Raw genomic sequence first — 19,792 nt, forward strand, 5'->3', positions numbered from 1 at the left:
TTAACTCGAATCGATCCTGTCGAACAGCGGGGAGCGGTTGAGCCCCCGCGCGACAAAACCCTGAAATCGTTCCGGCAGCCGCGAGCATGCGCTCTCTGCCTCGGCCTGGCTGTTAAACTCGCCATAGATGCAGGCGCCGGTTCCTGTCATGCGGGCGGTTGTGATCTCACCCAGCCAGGCCAGCGCATCGGCGACCTGTGGATGGCGTTTTGCCACCACCGGGAGGCAGTCGTTCGCTCTGTCGCCCCCCAGGAAGTCGGCTATTTTGATGTGGGGTGAGTTGCGTGTCAAATCGGCGGCACTGAAGACGTCGGCGGTGGAGACATGGCACCCAGGATGCACGATCAGATACCAGGGGCAGTTGAGTTCCATGTTGCTGAGAGTTTCGCCAATGCCCTCGGCCCAGGCGGCGTGGCCGTGGATGAAGATGGGGACATCGGCCCCCAGCGAGAGGCCGAGCTGGGCCAGCTCCTGTTGTGACAGGTTGGTGTTCCATAGCCGGTTGAGCGCAACCAGGGTGGTGGCGGCATCGGAGCTGCCGCCGCCTAGGCCGCCGCCCATCGGCAGTCGCTTGTCGATGTGGATCTCTGCTCCAAGCCGGCACTGACTGGTTTGTTGTAGCAGGTGAGCGGCGCGGACTGTCAGGTCGTGCTCGGGAGCGACGCCGGGGAGAGGGGTGCGCAGGCGGATGGCGCTGTCATCGGTGGGGGTGAAGTGCAGCTGGTCGGCCAGGTCGAGAAACTGAAATACTGTCTGCAGTTCGTGGTAGCCATCGGCGCGCCGGCCCACCACGCGCAGCATCAGGTTCAGCTTGGCCGGCGCCGGCCAGAGGCCCTGGGAATCATTGGCGCTCATTTGCTCTGCGGGAGGCGTCCCTGTTCGCTGCCGGTAAGGCGCTTGCGTACTGGGCGGATGAAGCGGTTGCGGGGCTCCCGCTGCATTGCCTCCTGCCAGATCTGCAATGCTTCGCGATGCAGGCCAAGCTGCCAGAGTACTTCGCCGAGGTGGGCGGCTATCTCGGCGTCCTTACTCTGTTGCGCGGCATGTTCGAGATGGTGGCGCGCCTGCTCGACATTGCCCATGCGGTACTCGACCCAGCCGATACTGTCGAGGATCGCCGGATTGTCCGGCTGCAGCGCCAGTGCGCGTTCGATGTAGCGCTTGGCCTCGTGCAGGCGTTTGGTTTTGTCAGCTAGGGTATAGCCCAGCGCATTGAGGGCGTCGGCGTGATTGGGATCCTTGTCGAGAATGCGTCGCAGATCCTGTTCCATCTGTTCGATCGCACCCAGATCGGCAGCATTGATGCCGCGTGCGTAGAGTAGATCGAGGTTATCAGGATCCGCTTTCAGTGCGCTGTCGTAGATTCCCATCGCGGATGCAAAGTCGCCGGTGCTGCGTAGCAGCTCCGCCTCGATCAGGTTGATCCGAAGTTGATGTTGCGGGGTGCGCAGGCGCAGTCGTTGCAGTAGCTCGCGGGCGCGTTTGATCTCGCCCTTGTTGGTCAGCAGTCGTGCGGTGCGGAGGCGGGCGTCAATTTGGTTGCCGCCGCCGCTGACCTGTTGATAGTGGCTGATGGCGTTGTCGTGCTGTTCCTGGATCTCGTTGATCAAACCCAGATAGTAATGGGCGTCGTCTTTTTTCTGGCCGTGCTCGATGAGGCTGGTGAAATACTCCTTGGCCTCGTCGTAGTGTTTGAGCTGGGTCGAAAGCACGCCCAAGGCGTAGCCGATGTCGGCGTTCTCCGGTGACTGCTGATGGAGCTTGATGAAGTGTGCACGGGCCTGTTCGGTCTGATTCTGTTCCAGCAGGGTGCGGGCCAGCGTGGTGCGTAGCTTTTTGTCCGATGGGTTGTCGGCAACGGCTGCCTTGAGTTCATCTAACCCTGCATCTGGATTGCCTTGCAGGATCAGGGTGCGAGCCAGTAGCAGCCGAGCCTGTGGCCAGCCGGGCTTGAGATTGAGTGCGGTGCGGACCTGCTGTTCGGCGATGTCGTGGCGTTTAGCGTGGTTCGCGGTCACTGCGAGGGCGTAGAGTGCTGCAGGATTCTGTTGTTGTCCGGCGGTGATCTGCTGCATCAGTGCAAGCGCCTTGCCGGGGGTGTTGCTCTTCTCTGCGATTGCGGCGGCCTGCAGATAGCCGGATTTGCCCTGTTGGTTGGCCAGTTCGGCAACGCGCTTCAGGTGAAACAAGGTTTTCGAGTCAGCGTTGTGTTTTGCATGCAGCAGAGCGGCGATCTGATGCGCCTTGAGTGAGTTGGGTTCGAGTTCGATCCAGAGCGTCAGGGCCTTCTCAGTGTTCTGGTGTTGATTCGATAGCAGAGCAAGCCGGCTGGCGCGTTGGGCCATTCCCGGGTTTCGAGACTGAAGTGCCGCCCGGTAGGCATGCTGGAATGCAGTCTGGCTGTCACCGCGTTGGTTGGCGATCTCTCCTACCAGGGTGTCGTAAATGAGGTCAGGAGTGAGTCTCGCCGCGCCGGGCTGGGGGGCTGGGGCGGAAGGGGTGGGGGGTTCGCTGGGCGTGGTGGTGGCCGCGCCGGTCGGCGGCACGGGGCCGCTTGCGCAGCCAGTCAGGATGAGTGTCAGCACTATGCTGGTTACACGAATCGACATCGGTTTTTGCAGATTCCTTGAGCGCCTATTTCAAACTAGTAAATAGGGATTGGCCGCTTGCTGCAAGTGAAAAAAATCGAAGTGGGGGCTCAGCTTGTATGGGGCTTGACAAAGGTTTTTTTAAACTGACAAAAAAATAGGGTGACAGGGAGGAAATATCCATTATAATGCGCGGCTCGTTTGCTGGGATTCGATCTGTCGCTGCAGGTCAGCTTGACATTGCGTTTTTTGCGGAATAGGATGCCCGGCTCGCGTTTGGAGGGGTTCCCGAGTGGCCAAAGGGATCAGACTGTAAATCTGACGGCTCCGCCTTCGGAGGTTCGAATCCTCCCCCCTCCACCAGATTTTTTGATGTTGAATCGGCTTGGCGGACGTCATGCCCGGTTGGCAGTGCGGGTGTAGTTCAATGGTAGAACTTCAGCCTTCCAAGCTGACTACGTGGGTTCGATTCCCATCGCCCGCTCCAAGTGTGAGCTGGTCTGCTCGGTGTGGCAGATCGATCAATTTGCCCAGATAGCTCAGTTGGTAGAGCACACCCTTGGTAAGGGTGAGGTCGGCAGTTCAAATCTGCTTCTGGGCTCCATATTTGGTAACGGCGTGCGTAAGCGCGCGAATTTGTCTTTAAGAAAGTAGAGCGTGGAGAGAGCCCATGTCCAAGGAAAAATTCGAACGCACAAAGCCGCACGTTAATGTGGGCACCATTGGTCACGTTGATCACGGTAAGACCACCTTGACTGCAGCGATCACGCTGGTGCAGGCGAAGAAGTTTGGTGGCGAGCAGCGCGCCTTCGATCAGATCGACAACGCCCCGGAAGAGCGTGAGCGTGGTATCACCATTGCTACCTCGCATGTGGAGTACGAGTCTGAGAATCGCCACTACGCCCATGTGGACTGCCCCGGCCATGCTGACTATGTAAAGAATATGATCACCGGTGCGGCGCAGATGGATGGCGCGATCCTGGTGGTCTCGGCCGCTGATGGCCCGATGCCGCAGACCCGCGAGCACATCCTGCTCTCTCGTCAGGTTGGTGTGCCCTACATCATCGTCTATATGAACAAGGCCGATATGGTCGACGATGAAGAGCTGCTAGAGCTGGTTGAGATGGAGATTCGTGAGCTGCTGGACAGCTACGATTTCCCCGGCGATGACACTCCTGTGATCATTGGTTCCGCGCTGAAGGCGCTGGAAGGTGACGAGTCCGATATCGGCGCTGGCTCCATTGCCAAGCTGGTCGAGGCGCTGGATACTTACATCCCTGAGCCGGAGCGTGCGATTGACGGCGCCTTTCTGATGCCCATCGAAGACGTCTTCTCCATCTCTGGTCGAGGCACCGTGGTAACCGGTCGTGTTGAGCGCGGCGTGATCAAGGTGGGTGAGGAGGTTGAGATCGTCGGAATCAAAGAGACCGCGAAAACTACCTGCACCGGCGTTGAGATGTTCCGTAAGCTGCTGGATCAGGGAGAGGCCGGCGACAACGTGGGTGTGCTGCTGCGTGGCACCAAGCGTGAAGATGTTGAGCGCGGCCAGGTGCTGGCGCACCCGGGTACCATCACCCCGCACACCCACTTCGAGTGTGAGGTGTACGTGCTGAGCAAGGATGAAGGTGGTCGTCACACCCCCTTCTTTGCAAACTACCGTCCGCAGTTCTACTTCCGTACTACCGACGTGACCGGCGCCTGTGACCTGCCCGAGGGTGTGGAGATGGTGATGCCGGGTGACAACGTCAAGATGACGGTAAAATTGATCGCGCCGATCGCAATGGAAGAGGGCCTGCGTTTCGCTATCCGAGAGGGTGGCCGTACCGTGGGTGCCGGCGTGGTTTCCAAGATCATCGAGTAATCGCTTTGGTCTTTAGGAGGGCTGGGCAGGGTCGTCCGGTCATCTGTTTCTAGGCCAGTGGCTCAATTGGTAGAGCAGCGGTCTCCAAAACCGCAGGTTGGGGGTTCGAGTCCCTCCTGGCCTGCCATTTTTATGGCATATCTTGTGGGTCTTACCTGTTGAATACGAACGCCAGTTCTCCTGCTGAAGGTTCTTCGTTAGATACGGTCAAGCTGCTGCTGGCGGCTGGTCTTATCGTTGCGGCGATCCTTGGTTTTTACTATTTCGATGCCCATTCTCAGTTGCTGCGTGTGCTTGGGATGCTGCTCGTGGTGGGGGTTGCGGTAGCGATCGCCTATCAGACTACGGTGGGGCGCACTGTCTGGCAGTTCGCCTCAGATTCCAAGGTCGAGGTTCGCAGGGTGGTCTGGCCAAGTCGTCAGGAGACAGTGCAGACAACCCTGATCGTCTTCGTAATGGTGCTGATTATGGGTTTTGTGCTCTGGATGTTTGACATGATGCTGGGTTGGGTGTTGCGCACCCTTACCGGAGGCTGATCATGGCGATGCGTTGGTATGTGGTGCATGCCTATTCCGGGTTCGAAGCGCAGGTTCAGCGTTCGCTGAAGGAGCGCGTCGCTCGTTTTGGAATGGAAGACAAGTTTGGCGAGGTTCTCGTGCCCACCGAAGAGGTGGTGGAGATGCGCGCCGGGCAGCAGCGCAAGAGTGAGCGGAAGTTCTTCCCGGGTTATGTGTTGGTACAGATGGAGATGACCGACGAGACCTGGCATCTGGTCAAAGATGTGCCCAAGGTGCTTGGGTTTATTGGCGGTACCGGCGATCGCCCGGCGCCAATTACCGACAAGGAAGCCGATGCGATTCTGCAGCGTGTGCAGGAGGGGGTCGAGAAGCCGCGTCCGAAGGTGCTGTTTGAGCCGGGTGAGGTGGTGCGTGTTGTTGATGGTCCCTTCAATGATTTCAGTGGCGTGGTTGAGGAAGTCGACTACGAAAAAAGCCGCCTCAAGGTTTCTGTTCTGATCTTTGGGCGCTCCACTCCTGTGGATTTGGAGTTCGGGCAGGTCGAAAAGGGCTGACGTCTTTTTGGGTTTTGTGTTGTGGGGCATGGTTGTGAGTTGGATGGCAACTTCGCTGCGACTCATGACAACTCCGCGCGCGAAATTCACTACTCAAATTTATGTAGGGGAGCCTGGATGAGAGTTCCGGGCGCTTGCACCCATAGTGAGGTAAATCATGGCTAAAAAAATCGAAGCTTATATCAAGCTTCAGGTTGCCGCAGGTGAGGCAAACCCGAGTCCTCCGGTTGGTCCGGCTCTGGGCCAGCACGGCGTTAACATCATGGAGTTCTGTAAGGCGTTTAACGCCAAGACTCAGTCCATGGAAAAGGGGATGCCGATCCCCGTGGTGATCACGGTCTATAATGATCGTTCCTTTACCTTTATCACCAAAACGCCACCGGCATCCGTGCTGTTGAAGAAGGCTGCAGGGCTCGCCAAAGGCAGCGCCACCCCGAATAGCGTCAAGGTTGGTAAGGTGAATCGCGAGCAGCTTGAAGAGATCGCCAAGACCAAGATGCCCGATCTGACCGCAGCGGATATGGATGCGGCCGTGCGTACCATCGCCGGTAGTGCCCGTGCGATGGGTCTTGATGTGGAGGGGGTCTAACTCATGGCAAAGTTAAGCAAGCGCGCGAAGATGATTCGTGAGAAGGTCGAGGCCGGCAGGCTCTATGCTGCAGATGAGGCGTTCTCCCTGCTGCAAGAGGTCTCCTCGGTCAAGTTTAAAGAGGCCGTCGATGTCAGCGTCAATCTGGGTGTCGATCCGCGTAAGTCCGACCAGGTAGTGCGTGGTTCCACAGTGTTGCCCCATGGTACCGGTAAGACAGTGCGGGTTGCTGTATTTACCCAGGGCGCCAATGCAGATGCCGCCAAAGAGGCGGGCGCCGATATTGTCGGTATGGAAGACCTGGCAGAGCAGATTAAGGGCGGCATGATGGATTTCGATGTGGTGGTGGCCAGTCCCGACGCGATGCGCGTGGTCGGTCAGTTGGGTCAGATCCTCGGTCCGCGCGGTCTGATGCCAAACCCGAAGGTTGGAACCGTGACCCCCAATGTTGCTGAGGCTGTGAACAATGCCAAGGCGGGTCAGGTGCGTTACCGCACCGATAAAGCGGGAATCATCCACTGCACGATCGGCAAGGTAGATTTTGATGGCGATAAGCTGAAGCAGAACCTTGAGGCACTGCTGGGTGACTTGGTGAAAGCTAAGCCAAGCGCCGCCAAGGGTGTCTACATGAAGAAGATTACCGTCTCCTCGACCATGGGTCCGGGGGTGACGGTGGACCAGGCCAGTCTGACTTTCTAATTGGTTTGGCGGGGCGTTCGCAGTGCGGACGCCTCACAGCAAGCTTTGGGGTGCCGCGAAAGCGGTGCCGTCAAAGACCGCAGGTGTGCCGCAAGGTGCTTAATCAAAGCCTGCGCAGGCGGAGCACCCCGAATCAGGATTTCTCCTGATGACGGTGCGCGTTTAAGTGCGATGTGTTAAGCATCGTTTATGTGTAAACAGGAGCGGTTAGCCGCTCCTAGTTGTCAGGAGGTGACGACTTTGGCACTCAATCTCGAGCAGAAAAAAGTCATCGTCGCCGAGGTCAATGACGTAGCAAACAGTGCCTTGTCCGCTGTTGCCGCAGAGTACCGGGGCCTGACCGTCGAAGAGATGACCGAGTTGCGCAAACAGGCGCGCGACAATGGTGTTTACCTTCGCGTGGTCAAGAACAGTCTCGCAAAGCGTGCAGTGGAAGGTACCGAATTCGAATGCATGCAGGAAGGTCTGACGGGTCCGTTAGTCCTTGCCTTCTCGCAGGAGGATCCGGGTGCTGCAGCTCGCGTCATTAAGGACTTTGCCAAGGAGCATGCGCGTCTTGAGGTGAAGCTGGTTTCCATCGGTGGTCAGTTGTTGGCTGCCTCTGAGCTGGAGACCCTCGCCAAGATGCCGACCTACGACCAGGCTATCAGCATGCTGATGGCGGTCATGAAGGCTCCGGTAGAGAAGCTGGCCCGCACCATGAAAGAGGTGCCCGGCAAGCTGGTCCGGACTGTTGCGGCAATCAAGGACGCCAAAGAGGCGGCCTGATCGACTTATCGTTATTACAACTTTTGTGCTATTCAATTTTAGGAGTTAACCAATGGCCGTTTCTAAAGAAGAGATCCTAGAGGCTATTGCCGAGATGTCCGTGATGGACGTCGTTTCGCTGATCGAAGCGATGGAAGAGAAGTTCGGCGTGACTGCTGCTGCCGCTGTTGCAGCTGCCCCCGCTGCAGCTGGTGAAGCTGCCGCAGCCGAAGAGAAGACCGAGTTCGACGTGGTGCTGACCGACTTCGGCGGCAACAAAATCGCTGTGATCAAGGCTGTGCGTGCTATGACCGGTCTGGGTCTGAAGGAAGCAAAAGCAGCTGTAGAAGGCGTGCCTACCACGCTGAAGGAAGCCGTCTCCAAGGAGGAGGCTGAAGAAGCAGTTAAGCAGATTGAAGAGGCAGGCGCCACGGCAGAGATTAAATAATTCTGCTTGTATTAGTCTGCAACGAGCCGGGCAAGGGCTGGTGGTGTAATGCCACCGGCCTTTTCCCGCTTGTCGGCGTGATCCTCAACGCAGGGTCGACAGGAAGTCAAACAGGCGAATGCCAATATGAGCTCAGTCGGATCATGAGCCCGGTATCGCATCATTCATTTAGCCTAAGACACTGAGGGCGGCAGCATGGCCTATTCTTTCACCGAGAAAAAGCGTATCCGCAAAGACTTCGGTAAGCGCACTAGTATTCTCGACGTCCCGTTTCTGCTTGCGACGCAGATCGAATCCTTCCGTGACTTTCTCCAGCAGGGTGTACCGCTGGAAAAGCGTAAGGATGTTGGCTTGCATGCCGCTTTTAAATCAGTATTACCGATTGTCAGTTACTCTGGCAATGCAGTGCTGGAGTATGTGAACTACCGTTTGGGTGAGCCGGTCTTCGATGTCCGCGAGTGTCAACTGCGCGGCACCACCTATGCTGCCCCTCTTCGGGTTCTGGTTCGGCTGGTGATCTACGATAAGGAGGCACCGGCGGGTTCCAATGTGGTCAAGGATATCCGCGAGCAAGAGGTCTACATGGGTGAAATGCCCCTGATGACCGACACGGGCACCTTTGTCATCAACGGAACCGAGCGGGTTATCGTCTCCCAGTTGCATCGTTCCCCGGGTGTCTTCTTCGACCATGACAAGGGCAAGACCCACTCCTCGGGCAAGCTGCTGTTTTCCGCGCGGGTGATTCCCTACCGTGGCTCCTGGCTCGACTTCGAGTTCGATCCAAAGGATAACGTGTTTGTGCGCATCGATCGCCGTCGCAAGCTGCCTGCGACTGTTCTGTTGCGCGCGCTCGGTTACGATACCGAGCAGATACTCGGGATGTTTTTCGAGACCGACACCTTCAGCCTGACCAAGCGCACAGTGAAAGTTAATCTGGTGCCCGAACGGCTGCGCGGTGAGACTGTCTCCTTCGACATCAAGGTGGGTGATGAGGTCATCGTGGAAGCGGGGCGTCGTATCACTGCACGTCATATCCGCCAGCTAGATAAGGCTGGTGTCAGCAAGCTCGATGTGACTCGCGAATACATGGTCGGGCGCACCCTGGCCCATAATGTGGTCGACAAGGAGACAGGTGAGCTGCTCGCCGACGCCAATACTGAGATCACCGATGAGATGATGGATCTGCTGGTTGAGAAGGGCGTGAAGAAGATCCAGACCATCTTCACCAACGACCTCGATCACGGCCCTTTCATCTCCGATACTTTGCGTATTGATTCCACCAGTAACGAACTGGAGGCACAGGTGGAGATCTACCGGATGATGCGTCCGGGTGAGCCGCCGACCAAAGAGGCGGCGCAGAATCTGTTCAATAATCTCTTTTTCACTGCCGAACGCTACGATCTCTCCGCAGTAGGCCGCATGAAATTTAACCGTCGCCTGGGCCGCGAGGAGTCGGTGGGTGAAGGCGTGTTGTCGAAAGAAGATATCAGCGATGTGCTGAAGGAGCTGATCAACATCCGCAACGGTAATGGTGTGGTGGATGACATTGATCACCTCGGCAACCGCCGTATTCGTTGTGTTGGCGAGATGGCGGAGAACCAGTTTCGTGTTGGCCTGGTGCGCGTTGAACGTGCAGTCAAGGAGCGCCTGACCCAGGCGGAGTCGGAAGGCTTGATGCCGCAGGAGCTGATCAATGCCAAGCCGGTCTCGGCAGCGGTCAAAGAGTTCTTCGGTTCCAGCCAGCTCTCCCAGTTTATGGACCAGAATAACCCGCTCTCCGAGGTCACCCACAAAAGGCGTGTCTCGGCACTGGGTCCGGGCGGCTTGGCCCGCGAGCGTGCCGGCTTCGAAGTTCGCGACGTGCACCCGACCCACTACGGCCGAGTCTGCCCGATCGAGACCCCGGAAGGCCCCAACATCGGTTTGATCAACTCGTTGGCGGTCTATGCCCGAACCAATAAATACGGTTTTCTCGAGACCCCTTACCGCAAGGTGGTGGGCGGCAAGGTGACTGATCAGATCGACTATCTCTCGGCTATCGAAGAGGGGCGTTATGTCATCGCTCAGGCCAGCGCATCGACCGATGCAGAGGGCAATCTGACCGATGATTTGGTCTCTTCCCGTCATCAGAATGAGTTCACCCTCTCCGTTGCGGACAAGGTGCAGTACATCGACGTCTCGCCCAAGCAGATCGTCTCGGTGGCGGCCTCGATGATTCCGTTTCTGGAGCACGATGATGCCAACCGCGCCTTGATGGGGTCCAACATGCAGCGCCAGGCGGTGCCGACCCTGCGTGCAGAAAAGCCCTTGGTGGGTACCGGTATGGAGCGCACTGTGGCGGTTGATTCCGGTGTGACCGTGGTGGCCAAGCGTGGCGGTGAGATTGAGACTGTCGATGCAGCGCGCATCGTGGTGCGGGTCAATGATGACGAGACTGAGGCGGGTGAGTCGGGTGTCGACATTTACAACCTTACCAAGTACACCCGCTCCAACCAGAACACCTGCATCAACCAACGGCCATTGGTGAAAGTGGGCAACACGATCGCCCGCGGTGACGTGTTGGCCGACGGCCCCTCCACCGACATGGGCGAGCTGGCTCTGGGCCAGAACCTGCGCGTCGCCTTCATGCCCTGGAACGGCTACAACTTCGAGGACTCGATCTTGATCTCCGAGCGGGTTGTCGAAGAGGATCGCTTTACCTCGATCCATATTGAAGAGCTCACCTGCATGGCCCGCGACACCAAACTGGGCCCGGAGGAGATCACTGGTGATATCCCCAATGTGGGCGAGGCGGCACTCTCCAAGCTGGATGAGTCGGGCATCGTCTACATCGGCGCCGAGGTGAAAGAGGGTGACATCCTGGTCGGCAAGGTCACGCCCAAGGGCGAGAGCCAGCTGACCCCGGAAGAGAAGCTGTTGCGGGCGATCTTTGGCGAGAAGGCCTCAGACGTGAAGGACACCTCCCTGCGCGTCTCTTCCGGCGTGGTTGGTACGGTTATCGATGTGCAGGTCTTCACCCGTGACGGAGTGGAGAAGGACGCCCGCGCCCTGTCTATCGAAGAGATGGAAATGGCGAGTGTGCGCAAGGATCTTGACGACCAGCTGCGTATCATGGAGGAGGATACCTTCCAGCGTGTTGAGCGGATGCTGCTTGGCAAGATCGCCGAGGGTGGCCCGAACCAGCTCAAGGCGGGGGCCAAGGTCACCAAGTCCTACCTCGCTGATCTGGATCGCGATAAGTGGTTGGAGATCCGTCTGCGCAATGAAGAGGCGGTGGCGCAGCTTGAAGCGATCGCAGAACAGATCAAGGCGCAGCGTGAGCTGTTCCGTGAAAAATTCGAGGAGAAGAAGCGCAAGCTCACTTCCGGCGATGATCTCGCTCCCGGCGTGCTGAAGATGGTCAAGGTCTATGTGGCACTGAAGCGCCGCATTCAGCCCGGTGACAAGATGGCGGGGCGCCATGGTAACAAGGGTGTTATCTCTAACGTGGTGCCGGTGGAGGATATGCCGTTCGATGAGCACGGCGAGCCGGTCGATATCGTGCTCAATCCGCTGGGTGTGCCCTCGCGCATGAACGTTGGTCAGGTGCTGGAGACCCATCTCGGCTTCGCCGCCAAAGGGGTCGGGCGCAAGATCGGCGCGATGCTGCAGGCCCAGGCGAAGGTCGCCGAGCTGCGTGAGTTCCTCGATAAGGTCTACAACACCAGCGGCAAGCGTGAAGATCTCGACTCCCTCACCGATGAAGAGGTGGTGACGCTATGTGGCAACCTCCGCGAAGGCGTGCCGATGGCCACACCGGTCTTCGATGGTGCCCACGAGTCTGAGATCCACCACATGCTGGAGCTGGGCGGACTGCCGCAGAGCGGTCAGCTGACCCTGTTCGATGGTCGTACCGGCGACGCCTTCGAGCGTCAGGTCACGGTTGGTTACATGTACATGCTGAAGCTCAACCATCTGGTGGACGACAAGATGCATGCCCGCTCCACTGGTCCCTACAGCCTGGTTACTCAGCAGCCGCTGGGTGGTAAGGCGCAGTTCGGTGGTCAGCGCTTCGGTGAGATGGAGGTCTGGGCGTTGGAAGCCTATGGCGCCGCCTACACCCTGCAAGAGATGCTCACGGTCAAGTCCGACGACGTCAATGGCCGTACCCGCATGTATAAGAATATTGTCGACGGCAATCATCAGATGGAAGCGGGAATGCCGGAATCGTTCAATGTGTTGGTCAAGGAGATCCGCTCCCTCGCCATTAACATTGAACTGGAACAGGACTAATACGGAGTCACTACCTTGAAAGATCTTCTGAACATTCTGAAGCAGCAGGGGCAGACTGAGGAATTCGATGCAATTCGCATCGGTTTGGCCTCCCCTGACATGATCCGGTCCTGGTCCTATGGCGAAGTAAAGAAGCCAGAGACCATCAACTACCGCACCTTCAAGCCGGAGCGCGATGGCCTGTTTTGCGCCAAGATCTTCGGCCCGGTGAGTGACTATGAGTGCCTGTGCGGCAAGTACAAGCGTCTCAAGCACCGTGGCGTGGTGTGTGAGAAGTGCGGCGTTGAAGTGACCCTGGCCAAGGTGCGCCGCGAGCGCATGGGCCACATCGAGCTGGCCAGTCCGGTGGCGCACATCTGGTTCCTCAAGTCGTTGCCGTCGCGTATCGGCCTGCTGATGGACATGACGCTACGCGATATCGAGCGGGTGCTCTACTTTGAGTCGTTCGTCGTGGTTGACCCCGGCATGACGCCGCTGGAGCGCAGTCAGCTGCTAACCGATGAGCAGTATCTGGAGGCGCTTGAGGAGAACGGCGATGAATTTGATGCGCGCATGGGCGCCGAGGCGGTCTATGAGCTGCTCAAGACCATCGACATCCCGGAGGAGATCAAGCGTCTGCGGGAGGATATCGAGGGCACCAATTCCGAGACCAAGATCAAGAAGTTTACCAAGCGGCTGAAGCTGCTGGAGTCGCTCAATCAGTCTGGCAATCGCCCCGAGTGGATGGTGATGACCGTGCTGCCAGTGTTGCCGCCGGAGCTGCGTCCGCTGGTGCCGCTGGATGGTGGTCGGTTTGCCACCTCCGATCTAAACGATCTCTACCGTCGGGTGATCAACCGCAACAATCGTCTGAAGCGGCTGCTTGATCTGAATGCCCCCGATATCATCGTGCGCAACGAGAAGCGCATGTTGCAGGAGTCGGTGGATGCGCTGCTCGACAACGGTCGCCGCGGACGCGCCATTACCGGCACCAACCGCCGTCCGCTGAAGTCGCTGGCCGACATGATCAAGGGCAAGCAGGGGCGCTTTCGTCAGAATCTGTTGGGTAAACGTGTCGACTATTCCGGGCGTTCGGTCATCGTGGTCGGCCCGACCCTCAAGCTGCATCAGTGCGGCCTGCCGAAGAAGATGGCGCTGGAACTATTCAAGCCGTTTATCTTCTCCAAGCTGCAGCTGCGTGGCCTGGCTACCACCATCAAGGCAGCGAAGAAGCTGGTAGAGCGCGGCACCACCGAGGTCTGGGATATCCTCGAAGAGGTGATCCGCGAGCACCCGGTGATGCTTAATCGCGCACCAACCTTGCACCGTCTCGGCATCCAGGCGTTTGAGCCGGTGCTGGTGGAGGGTAAGGCGATCAACCTGCATCCGCTGGTTTGTACCGCCTTCAATGCTGACTTCGATGGCGACCAGATGGCGGTGCATGTGCCACTCTCGCTGGAGGCGCAGCTCGAGGCGCGCAGCCTGATGATGGCGACCAACAACATCCTCTCTCCGGCCAACGGCGACCCGATCATCGTGCCTTCTCAGGACGTGGTACTGGGGCTCTACTTCATGACCCGCGAGCGGGTCAACGCCAAGGGCGAGGGCATGGCCTTCGCCGATATCGAAGAGGCCAAGCGTGCCTACGATGCTGGTCAGGCCGACCTGCAGGCGCGGGTCAAGGTGCGTATCCGTGAGGTCGAGATCGGCGAGGATGGCAGTCGTCGTGAAAAATATTCGATCGTCGATAGCACGGTTGGTCGGGCTATCGTATTTGAGATCGTGCCCGACGGGCTGCCCTTCTCGCTGGTGGATCAGCCGATGGGTAAGAAGGCGATCTCTAACCTGATCAATGCCTCCTATCGTCGCCTCGGTCTGAAAGACACCGTGGTGTTCGCCGACCAGTTGATGTACATGGGTTTCCGTTTCGCAACTCGGGCCGCGGTCTCTTTCTGCGCCAATGATATGGTGGTGCCGGAGGAGAAGAGCGAGATCCTGGCGCGGGCGGAGGAGGAGGTCAAGGAGATCGAGAATCAGTACATCTCCGGTCTGGTGACCAACGGCGAGCGCTACAACAAGGTGGTGGATATCTGGTCCCACACCAATGACCAGGTGGCCAAGGCGATGATGGCCAAGCTCGGCAAGCGGAAGGTCACCGATCATGAGGGCAACGAGGTTGAGCAGGACTCCTTCAACTCGGTCTACATGATGGCGGACTCTGGCGCGCGTGGTTCCGCTGCCCAGATTCGCCAGCTGGCGGGTATGCGAGGCCTGATGGCCAAGCCCGACGGCTCGATCATTGAGACGCCGATCACCGCCAACTTCCGTGAGGGGCTCGACGTACTGCAGTACTTCATCTCCACCCATGGCGCACGTAAGGGTCTGGCCGACACCGCGCTGAAGACGGCTAACTCCGGTTACCTGACGCGTCGACTGGTCGATGTGGCGCAGGACATGGTGGTGTTGGAGGAAGATTGCGGCACCGAAGAGGGGCTGGTGATGCAGCCGATCATCGAAGGCGGTGATGTGGTCGAACCGTTGCGCGAGCGTATCCTCGGACGCGTAACCGCCGTCGATCTCTACCGCCCCGGCAGCGATGAGCTGGTCTGCGAAGCTGGCACACTGCTCGATGAGGAGTGGGTTGATACCCTGGAGCGGGTTGGTATTGACCAGGTAGTGGTGCGTTCTGCCATCACCTGCAAGGCCCGGGTCGGTGTCTGTGCCCAGTGTTATGGTCGAGATCTGGCGCGAGGTCACCGGGTGAATCAGGGTGAGGCGGTTGGTGTTATCGCTGCCCAGTCGATCGGCGAGCCCGGCACCCAGCTAACCATGCGTACCTTCCATATCGGTGGCGCCGCGTCACGTTCTGCGGCAGTCAACAATGTTCAGGTGAAGACCGGCGGTACTGTACGGCTGCACAACATCAAGACGGTCAAGCATGCGGCAGGGCACTTGGTGGCGACATCACGCTCCGGTGAGCTGACCGTGGTTGATGAGGTAGGGCGTGAGCGCGAGCGCTACAAGGTGCCCTACGGTGCAACCCTGCAGGTGGCCGACGAGTCGCCGGTGGAAGGCGGTCAGATCGTCGCCAACTGGGATCCGCATACTCACCCGGTTATTACCGAGGTGGAGGGCACCCTGGTGTTTGTCGACTTCGTCGACGGCGTCACCGTGCAGAGTCAGGTGGACGATGTCACGGGCCTTAGCTCGCTGGTGGTCATAGATCCAAAGCAGCGGCCTGCGGCGGGCAAGGATATCCGTCCGATGGTGAAACTGGTTGATGCCGAAGGCAATGACCTGAATATCGCTGGCACCGACATCCCTGCCCACTACTTTCTGCCGTCTGAGGCGATTATCGGTGTGCAGGATGGTGCCGCAGTGGGCGTTGGTGACGTGTTGGCGCGTATTCCGCAGGAGTCATCCAAGACCCGTGATATCACGGGTGGTTTGCCGCGTGTTGCAGATCTGTTCGAGGCGCGCAAGCCGAAGGATCAGGCGATCCTCGCCGAAGCTACCGGTACCGTCAGTTTTGGTAAGGACACCAAGGGCAAGCAGCGTTTGGTGGTGACCGATTCGGAAGGCGAACAGCATGAAGAGCTGATTCCGAAATGGCGGCACGTCAACGTGTTTGAAGGTGAGCATGTGGTGAAGGGCGATGTGATCTCCGACGGCGAGCTCAATTCGCACGACATCCTGCGCTTGAAGGGCGTAACTGACCTTGCCGAATATCTGGTCAAGGAGATTCAGGACGTCTACCGGCTGCAGGGCGTGAAGATCAACGACAAGCACATCGAAGTGATCATCCGCCAGATGCTGCGTAAGGTCGAGGTCGTCAGTTCGGGCGACAGCAAATACCTCAAGGGCGAGCAGGTGGAAAAGGCTTCTCTGTTGGAGGAGGCGGAGCAGCTGCGTAAAGATGGCAAGCATCCAGCGCTCTATGAGCCGCTCCTGCTGGGCATCACCAAGGCTTCGCTGGCAACCGAGTCCTTCATCTCGGCGGCCTCCTTCCAGGAGACCACGCGAGTGCTGACTGAGGCGGCGGTGCGTGGCTCCAGCGATAGCCTTAATGGGCTTAAGGAGAACGTCATTGTTGGTCGTTTGATTCCGGCAGGTACCGGCCTCTCCTATCACAAGGATCGCCGTCGTAAGCGGATGGAGGCGACGATGGAGGAGGAGAGTAAGCCTGAGCTGGTGGTGGAAGAGGTGGAGCAGGCCTTTAAGGAGGCGCTGAACACCCCGGAAGTGGAGTAATCAGCACCTCTTTTGGCCGGCTTGAGCAGGCTTTCTTTGCTGAAGCTTGACAAGCGTGCTAACGGTGCATAAAATGCGCCGTCTTTGTGACAGGTCGGCCTCTGCCGGCCTGTCGCTTCTGACGCGCTAACTCATCGCGGATGCGGTGGTTGGGGCAAAGTTAATTGCCAGAGAATTCGATCGTTCCGGTGCTGTGAATGCGGCCGGTGGGTGTCGGCTTCTCCTTTGTTTTTGTGATATGCAAGTGTCAACGTCCTTGGAGACGGAGTAGATGGCGACGATTAACCAGCTGGTGCGTAAGCCCAGAAAACGGAAAGTCCAGAAGAGTAATGTGCCGGCCCTGGAGGCGTGTCCGCAGCGCCGTGGTGTGTGTACGCGTGTTTATACCACTACGCCAAAAAAGCCGAACTCGGCGTTGCGTAAGGTGGCTCGCGTACGCCTCACCAATGGCTACGAGGTAACTACCTACATCGGTGGTGAGGGTCACAACCTGCAGGAGCACTCGGTGGTGCTGATTCGTGGTGGTCGTGTTAAGGACCTTCCCGGTGTGCGTTATCACGTGGTGCGCGGCAGTCTCGATACCTCCGGTGTTGAGAGTCGACGTCAGGGTCGTTCCAAGTATGGTGCCAAGCGGCCCAAAAGCTAAACAGCTGAATTTTGAGTTGAGATAGAGCAATGCCAAGAAGACGAGTAGCAGCCAAGCGCGAGACCCTTCCTGATCCGAAGTTCGGAAGTGAACTGCTGGCGAAGTTCATCAACATGGTGATGGTTGATGGCAAGAAATCGGTCGCCGAGAAGATTCTCTACGGCGCGCTCGATCAGATGTCTGAGAAGCGTGGTGGTGAGCCTCTGGATGTGCTGGAGATGGCGCTGGAGAATGTTCGTCCTGCGGTTGAGGTTAAGTCCCGCCGCGTTGGTGGTGCGACCTATCAGGTTCCGGTGGAAGTGCGTCCGAGTCGACGTAATTCGCTGGCGATGCGTTGGCTGATCGATGCGGCACGCAAACGCTCTGAGAAGTCGATGGCTCGGCGTCTCGCGGGGGAGTTGGTGGATGCTTCTGAAAATAAGGGTGCCGCGGTGAAGAAGCGCGATGACACTCATCGTATGGCTGAGGCAAACAAGGCGTTCTCGCACTATCGCTGGTAAGCAGAACTTTTTCTGCTCGCTCTTTTACAAACAGGTCTTATTGTGGCACGGAAAACTCCAATCGAGCGTTATCGCAATATTGGCATCATGGCGCACATTGATGCTGGTAAGACGACGACGACCGAGCGCGTCCTATACTACACCGGTGTTTCGCACAAGATCGGTGAAGTGCATGATGGCGCGGCCACAATGGACTGGATGGAGCAGGAGCAGGAGCGCGGGATAACCATTACCTCTGCAGCCACTACCTGCTTCTGGCGCGGTATGGCTCGGCAGTTTGATGAGCACCGCATTAACATTATTGATACCCCTGGGCACGTTGATTTTACCATTGAGGTGGAGCGCTCTTTAAGGGTGCTGGACGGCGCGGTGTTTGTGCTCTGCGCGGTCGGTGGGGTGGAGCCGCAGTCAGAGACGGTCTGGCGGCAGGCGAATAAATACCACGTACCCCGGATGGCGTTCGTCAACAAGATGGATCGCATGGGGGCAGACTTCTTTCGTGTCGTCGGGCAGCTTGGAAAGCGTCTTGGCGCGAATCCGGTGCCGATCCAGGTGCCGATCGGGGTGGAAGAGGGCTTCGAAGGTCTGGTCGACCTGATCAAGATGAAGTCGATCGTCTGGAGCGAGGATAACATGGGTGTGGATTTCACCTATGCGGCGATTCCGGATGATCTCATCGATACCTGCAATGAGTGTCGCGAGCGGATGGTTGAGGCGGCTGCCGAGGCCAACGAAGAGTTGACGGAGAGATACCTGGAGCAGGGTGATCTCTCTGAAGCGGATGTCATTGAAGGGCTGCGACTGCGCACCCTAAGTCTGGAGATCGTTCCAGTCACGCTGGGGTCCGCATTCAAGAACAAAGGTGTTCAGGCGGTGCTCGATAAAGTAATCGAGTTGATGCCCTCGCCGCTCGACGTGCCAGCCATTCGTGGCGTGTTGGATGATGGCGAGACCGAGGAAGAGCGCCACGCATCGGATGATGAGCCGTTTGCGGCGCTGGCCTTCAAAATTGCAACCGATCCCTTTGTTGGATCGCTGACCTTTTTCCGGGTCTATTCTGGGGTGCTGAAGTCTGGTGATAGTGTCTTTAATCCGGTAAAGGGAAAGAAGGAACGCATCGGCCGCATCCTGCAGATGCACGCCAACTCCCGTGAGGAGATAAAAGAGGTGCGCGCCGGCGATATTGCGGCAGCAGTCGGCCTCAAGCAGGTTACCACGGGCGATACCCTGTGTGATCTCAAGCAGGTGGTCACTCTCGAGTGCATGGAATTTCCTGAACCGGTGATCGCGGTGGCCGTGGAGCCCCGCACCAAGGCAGACCAAGAGAAAATGGGTGTCGCGCTGTCGAAGCTGGCGCAGGAAGATCCCTCGTTTCGCGTCTCCACTGATGAAGAGTCGGGCCAGACGATTATTGCCGGGATGGGTGAGCTGCACCTCGATATCATCGTCGATCGCATGAAGCGCGAGTTCAAGGTCGAAGCGAATGTTGGTGCGCCGCAGGTCGCTTATCGCGAAACCATTCGCAGTGCGGTCGAGCAGGAGGGCAAGTTCGTGCGGCAGTCGGGCGGACGTGGGCAATATGGTCATGTCTATCTGCGTGTCGAGCCGCGTGAGTCTGGTGCTGGCTACGAGTTTGTAAACGAGATCGTCGGTGGTTCGGTGCCGCGTGAATACATTCCGGCCGTCGATAAAGGCGTGCAAGAGGCGATGGAGAATGGTGTAATAGCCGGCTATCCGATGGTCGACATCAAAGTCACCTTGTATGACGGATCCTACCACGACGTTGACTCCAGCGAGATGGCGTTTAAGATTGCCGGCTCGATGTGCCTGCGTGAGGCGGTGCAAAATGCCAAGCCTGTACTGCTAGAGCCTGTCATGCAGGTCGAGGTGGTGACGCCGGAAGAGTACATGGGTGATGTGATGGGCGATCTCAATAGTCGTCGTGGCATCGTTCATGGCATGGAGGATGGGGGCGCCGGCAAACAGATCAAGGCCGAGGTGCCGTTGGGCGAGATGTTCGGTTATGCGACCGACCTGCGCTCAGCCACCCAGGGGCGGGCGACCTACAGTATGGAATTCGCCAAGTATGCAGAGGTGCCGGCTAACGTCGCCGACGCCGTGATTAAGAAACAGTAACCGG

Annotated in this window: 14 protein-coding genes and 4 tRNA genes; 16 read left to right on the forward strand and 2 right to left on the reverse strand. The window is 58.1% G+C overall.

The annotated features are described in order from the left end of the window. Together ispE and L0Y14_RS01675 are read right to left on the reverse strand one after the other, a co-directional pair. On the reverse strand, positions 1–855 hold the full coding sequence (ispE, locus tag L0Y14_RS01670; RefSeq protein ID WP_006475779.1) for a 4-(cytidine 5'-diphospho)-2-C-methyl-D-erythritol kinase: 855 nt from the start codon (positions 853–855) through the stop codon (positions 1–3). Next, on the reverse strand, positions 852–2,609 hold the full coding sequence (locus L0Y14_RS01675) for a tetratricopeptide repeat protein (RefSeq protein ID WP_005966637.1): 1,758 nt from the start codon (positions 2,607–2,609) through the stop codon (positions 852–854). The genes ispE and L0Y14_RS01675 overlap by 4 nt, the downstream gene beginning before the upstream one ends. Positions 2,610–2,866: 257 nt before the next feature. On the opposite strand from L0Y14_RS01675, the gene L0Y14_RS01680 reads away from it, so the two are divergent. The 16 genes from L0Y14_RS01680 (at position 2,867) to fusA (ending at position 19,788) form a co-directional block, all read left to right on the forward strand. Then, positions 2,867–2,951: transfer RNA gene (locus tag L0Y14_RS01680), tRNA-Tyr, on the forward strand. Between the two features lie 50 nt (positions 2,952–3,001). Then, positions 3,002–3,075 (forward strand) — tRNA-Gly (locus L0Y14_RS01685). 41 nt (positions 3,076–3,116) lie between these two features. Then, positions 3,117–3,192: transfer RNA gene (locus tag L0Y14_RS01690), tRNA-Thr, on the forward strand. Between the two features lie 66 nt (positions 3,193–3,258). Then, positions 3,259–4,449, forward strand: coding sequence for an elongation factor Tu (gene tuf / locus L0Y14_RS01695; protein WP_251859242.1), 1,191 nt, complete (start codon positions 3,259–3,261; stop codon positions 4,447–4,449). A 51-nt stretch (positions 4,450–4,500) separates the two neighbouring features. Continuing rightward, a tRNA-Trp gene (locus L0Y14_RS01700) sits at positions 4,501–4,576 on the forward strand. A 31-nt stretch (positions 4,577–4,607) separates the two neighbouring features. Then, entirely contained in the window at positions 4,608–4,985 is a 378-nt protein-coding gene (gene secE, locus L0Y14_RS01705) for a preprotein translocase subunit SecE (protein ID WP_005965402.1), read from the forward strand. A gap of 2 nt (positions 4,986–4,987) precedes the next feature. Then, positions 4,988–5,521: a transcription termination/antitermination protein NusG gene (gene nusG / locus L0Y14_RS01710; protein ID WP_005965401.1), complete on the forward strand. Its 534-nt coding sequence runs from the start codon at positions 4,988–4,990 to the stop codon at positions 5,519–5,521. 157 nt (positions 5,522–5,678) lie between these two features. After that, positions 5,679–6,110 (forward strand): 50S ribosomal protein L11, encoded by a 432-nt coding sequence (gene rplK / locus L0Y14_RS01715; protein WP_005965399.1) that lies wholly within the window; start codon positions 5,679–5,681, stop codon positions 6,108–6,110. 3 nt (positions 6,111–6,113) lie between these two features. Continuing rightward, positions 6,114–6,809 (forward strand): 50S ribosomal protein L1, encoded by a 696-nt coding sequence (gene rplA / locus L0Y14_RS01720; RefSeq protein WP_005965398.1) that lies wholly within the window; start codon positions 6,114–6,116, stop codon positions 6,807–6,809. Between the two features lie 240 nt (positions 6,810–7,049). Beyond that, positions 7,050–7,577, forward strand: a complete 528-nt coding sequence (gene rplJ, locus L0Y14_RS01725; protein ID WP_006475793.1) for a 50S ribosomal protein L10 — start codon at positions 7,050–7,052, stop codon at positions 7,575–7,577. Positions 7,578–7,629: 52 nt separating this feature from the next. Then, a complete protein-coding gene (gene rplL / locus L0Y14_RS01730; protein WP_005965396.1) occupies positions 7,630–8,004 on the forward strand; it encodes a 50S ribosomal protein L7/L12 in 375 nt (124 codons plus the stop codon). A gap of 195 nt (positions 8,005–8,199) precedes the next feature. Beyond that, complete coding sequence (gene rpoB, locus L0Y14_RS01735; protein WP_005965394.1) at positions 8,200–12,276, forward strand: DNA-directed RNA polymerase subunit beta; 4,077 nt, start codon at positions 8,200–8,202, stop codon at positions 12,274–12,276. Between the two features lie 15 nt (positions 12,277–12,291). Then, positions 12,292–16,506 carry a DNA-directed RNA polymerase subunit beta' gene (gene rpoC / locus L0Y14_RS01740; protein WP_006475792.1) on the forward strand — a complete coding sequence of 1,405 codons (4,215 nt, stop codon included), beginning with the start codon at positions 12,292–12,294 and terminating at the stop codon, positions 16,504–16,506. 271 nt (positions 16,507–16,777) lie between these two features. Next, on the forward strand, positions 16,778–17,152 hold the full coding sequence (gene rpsL, locus L0Y14_RS01745) for a 30S ribosomal protein S12 (RefSeq protein WP_005965391.1): 375 nt from the start codon (positions 16,778–16,780) through the stop codon (positions 17,150–17,152). Between the two features lie 29 nt (positions 17,153–17,181). Next, positions 17,182–17,652, forward strand: coding sequence for a 30S ribosomal protein S7 (gene rpsG, locus L0Y14_RS01750; RefSeq protein WP_005965390.1), 471 nt, complete (start codon positions 17,182–17,184; stop codon positions 17,650–17,652). 42 nt (positions 17,653–17,694) lie between these two features. Further along, a complete protein-coding gene (gene fusA, locus L0Y14_RS01755) occupies positions 17,695–19,788 on the forward strand; it encodes an elongation factor G (protein ID WP_040820199.1) in 2,094 nt (697 codons plus the stop codon). Positions 19,789–19,792: the final 4 nt, after the last annotated feature.

The organism is Candidatus Endoriftia persephonae, from assembly GCF_023733635.1.
Classification (GTDB): domain Bacteria; phylum Pseudomonadota; class Gammaproteobacteria; order Chromatiales; family Chromatiaceae; genus Endoriftia; species Endoriftia persephonae.

Coding starts and splice junctions, on each gene's coding strand:
- rpoB (WP_005965394.1), top strand. CDS start 8,200: ATGGCCTATTCTTTCACCGAGAAAAAGCGTATCCGCAAAGACTTCGGT.
- tuf (WP_251859242.1), top strand. CDS start 3,259: ATGTCCAAGGAAAAATTCGAACGCACAAAGCCGCACGTTAATGTGGGC.
- L0Y14_RS01675 (WP_005966637.1), bottom strand. CDS start 2,609: ATGTCGATTCGTGTAACCAGCATAGTGCTGACACTCATCCTGACTGGC.
- ispE (WP_006475779.1), bottom strand. CDS start 855: ATGAGCGCCAATGATTCCCAGGGCCTCTGGCCGGCGCCGGCCAAGCTG.
- rplL (WP_005965396.1), top strand. CDS start 7,630: ATGGCCGTTTCTAAAGAAGAGATCCTAGAGGCTATTGCCGAGATGTCC.
- rplK (WP_005965399.1), top strand. CDS start 5,679: ATGGCTAAAAAAATCGAAGCTTATATCAAGCTTCAGGTTGCCGCAGGT.
- nusG (WP_005965401.1), top strand. CDS start 4,988: ATGGCGATGCGTTGGTATGTGGTGCATGCCTATTCCGGGTTCGAAGCG.
- rpsG (WP_005965390.1), top strand. CDS start 17,182: ATGCCAAGAAGACGAGTAGCAGCCAAGCGCGAGACCCTTCCTGATCCG.
- rplA (WP_005965398.1), top strand. CDS start 6,114: ATGGCAAAGTTAAGCAAGCGCGCGAAGATGATTCGTGAGAAGGTCGAG.
- rpsL (WP_005965391.1), top strand. CDS start 16,778: ATGGCGACGATTAACCAGCTGGTGCGTAAGCCCAGAAAACGGAAAGTC.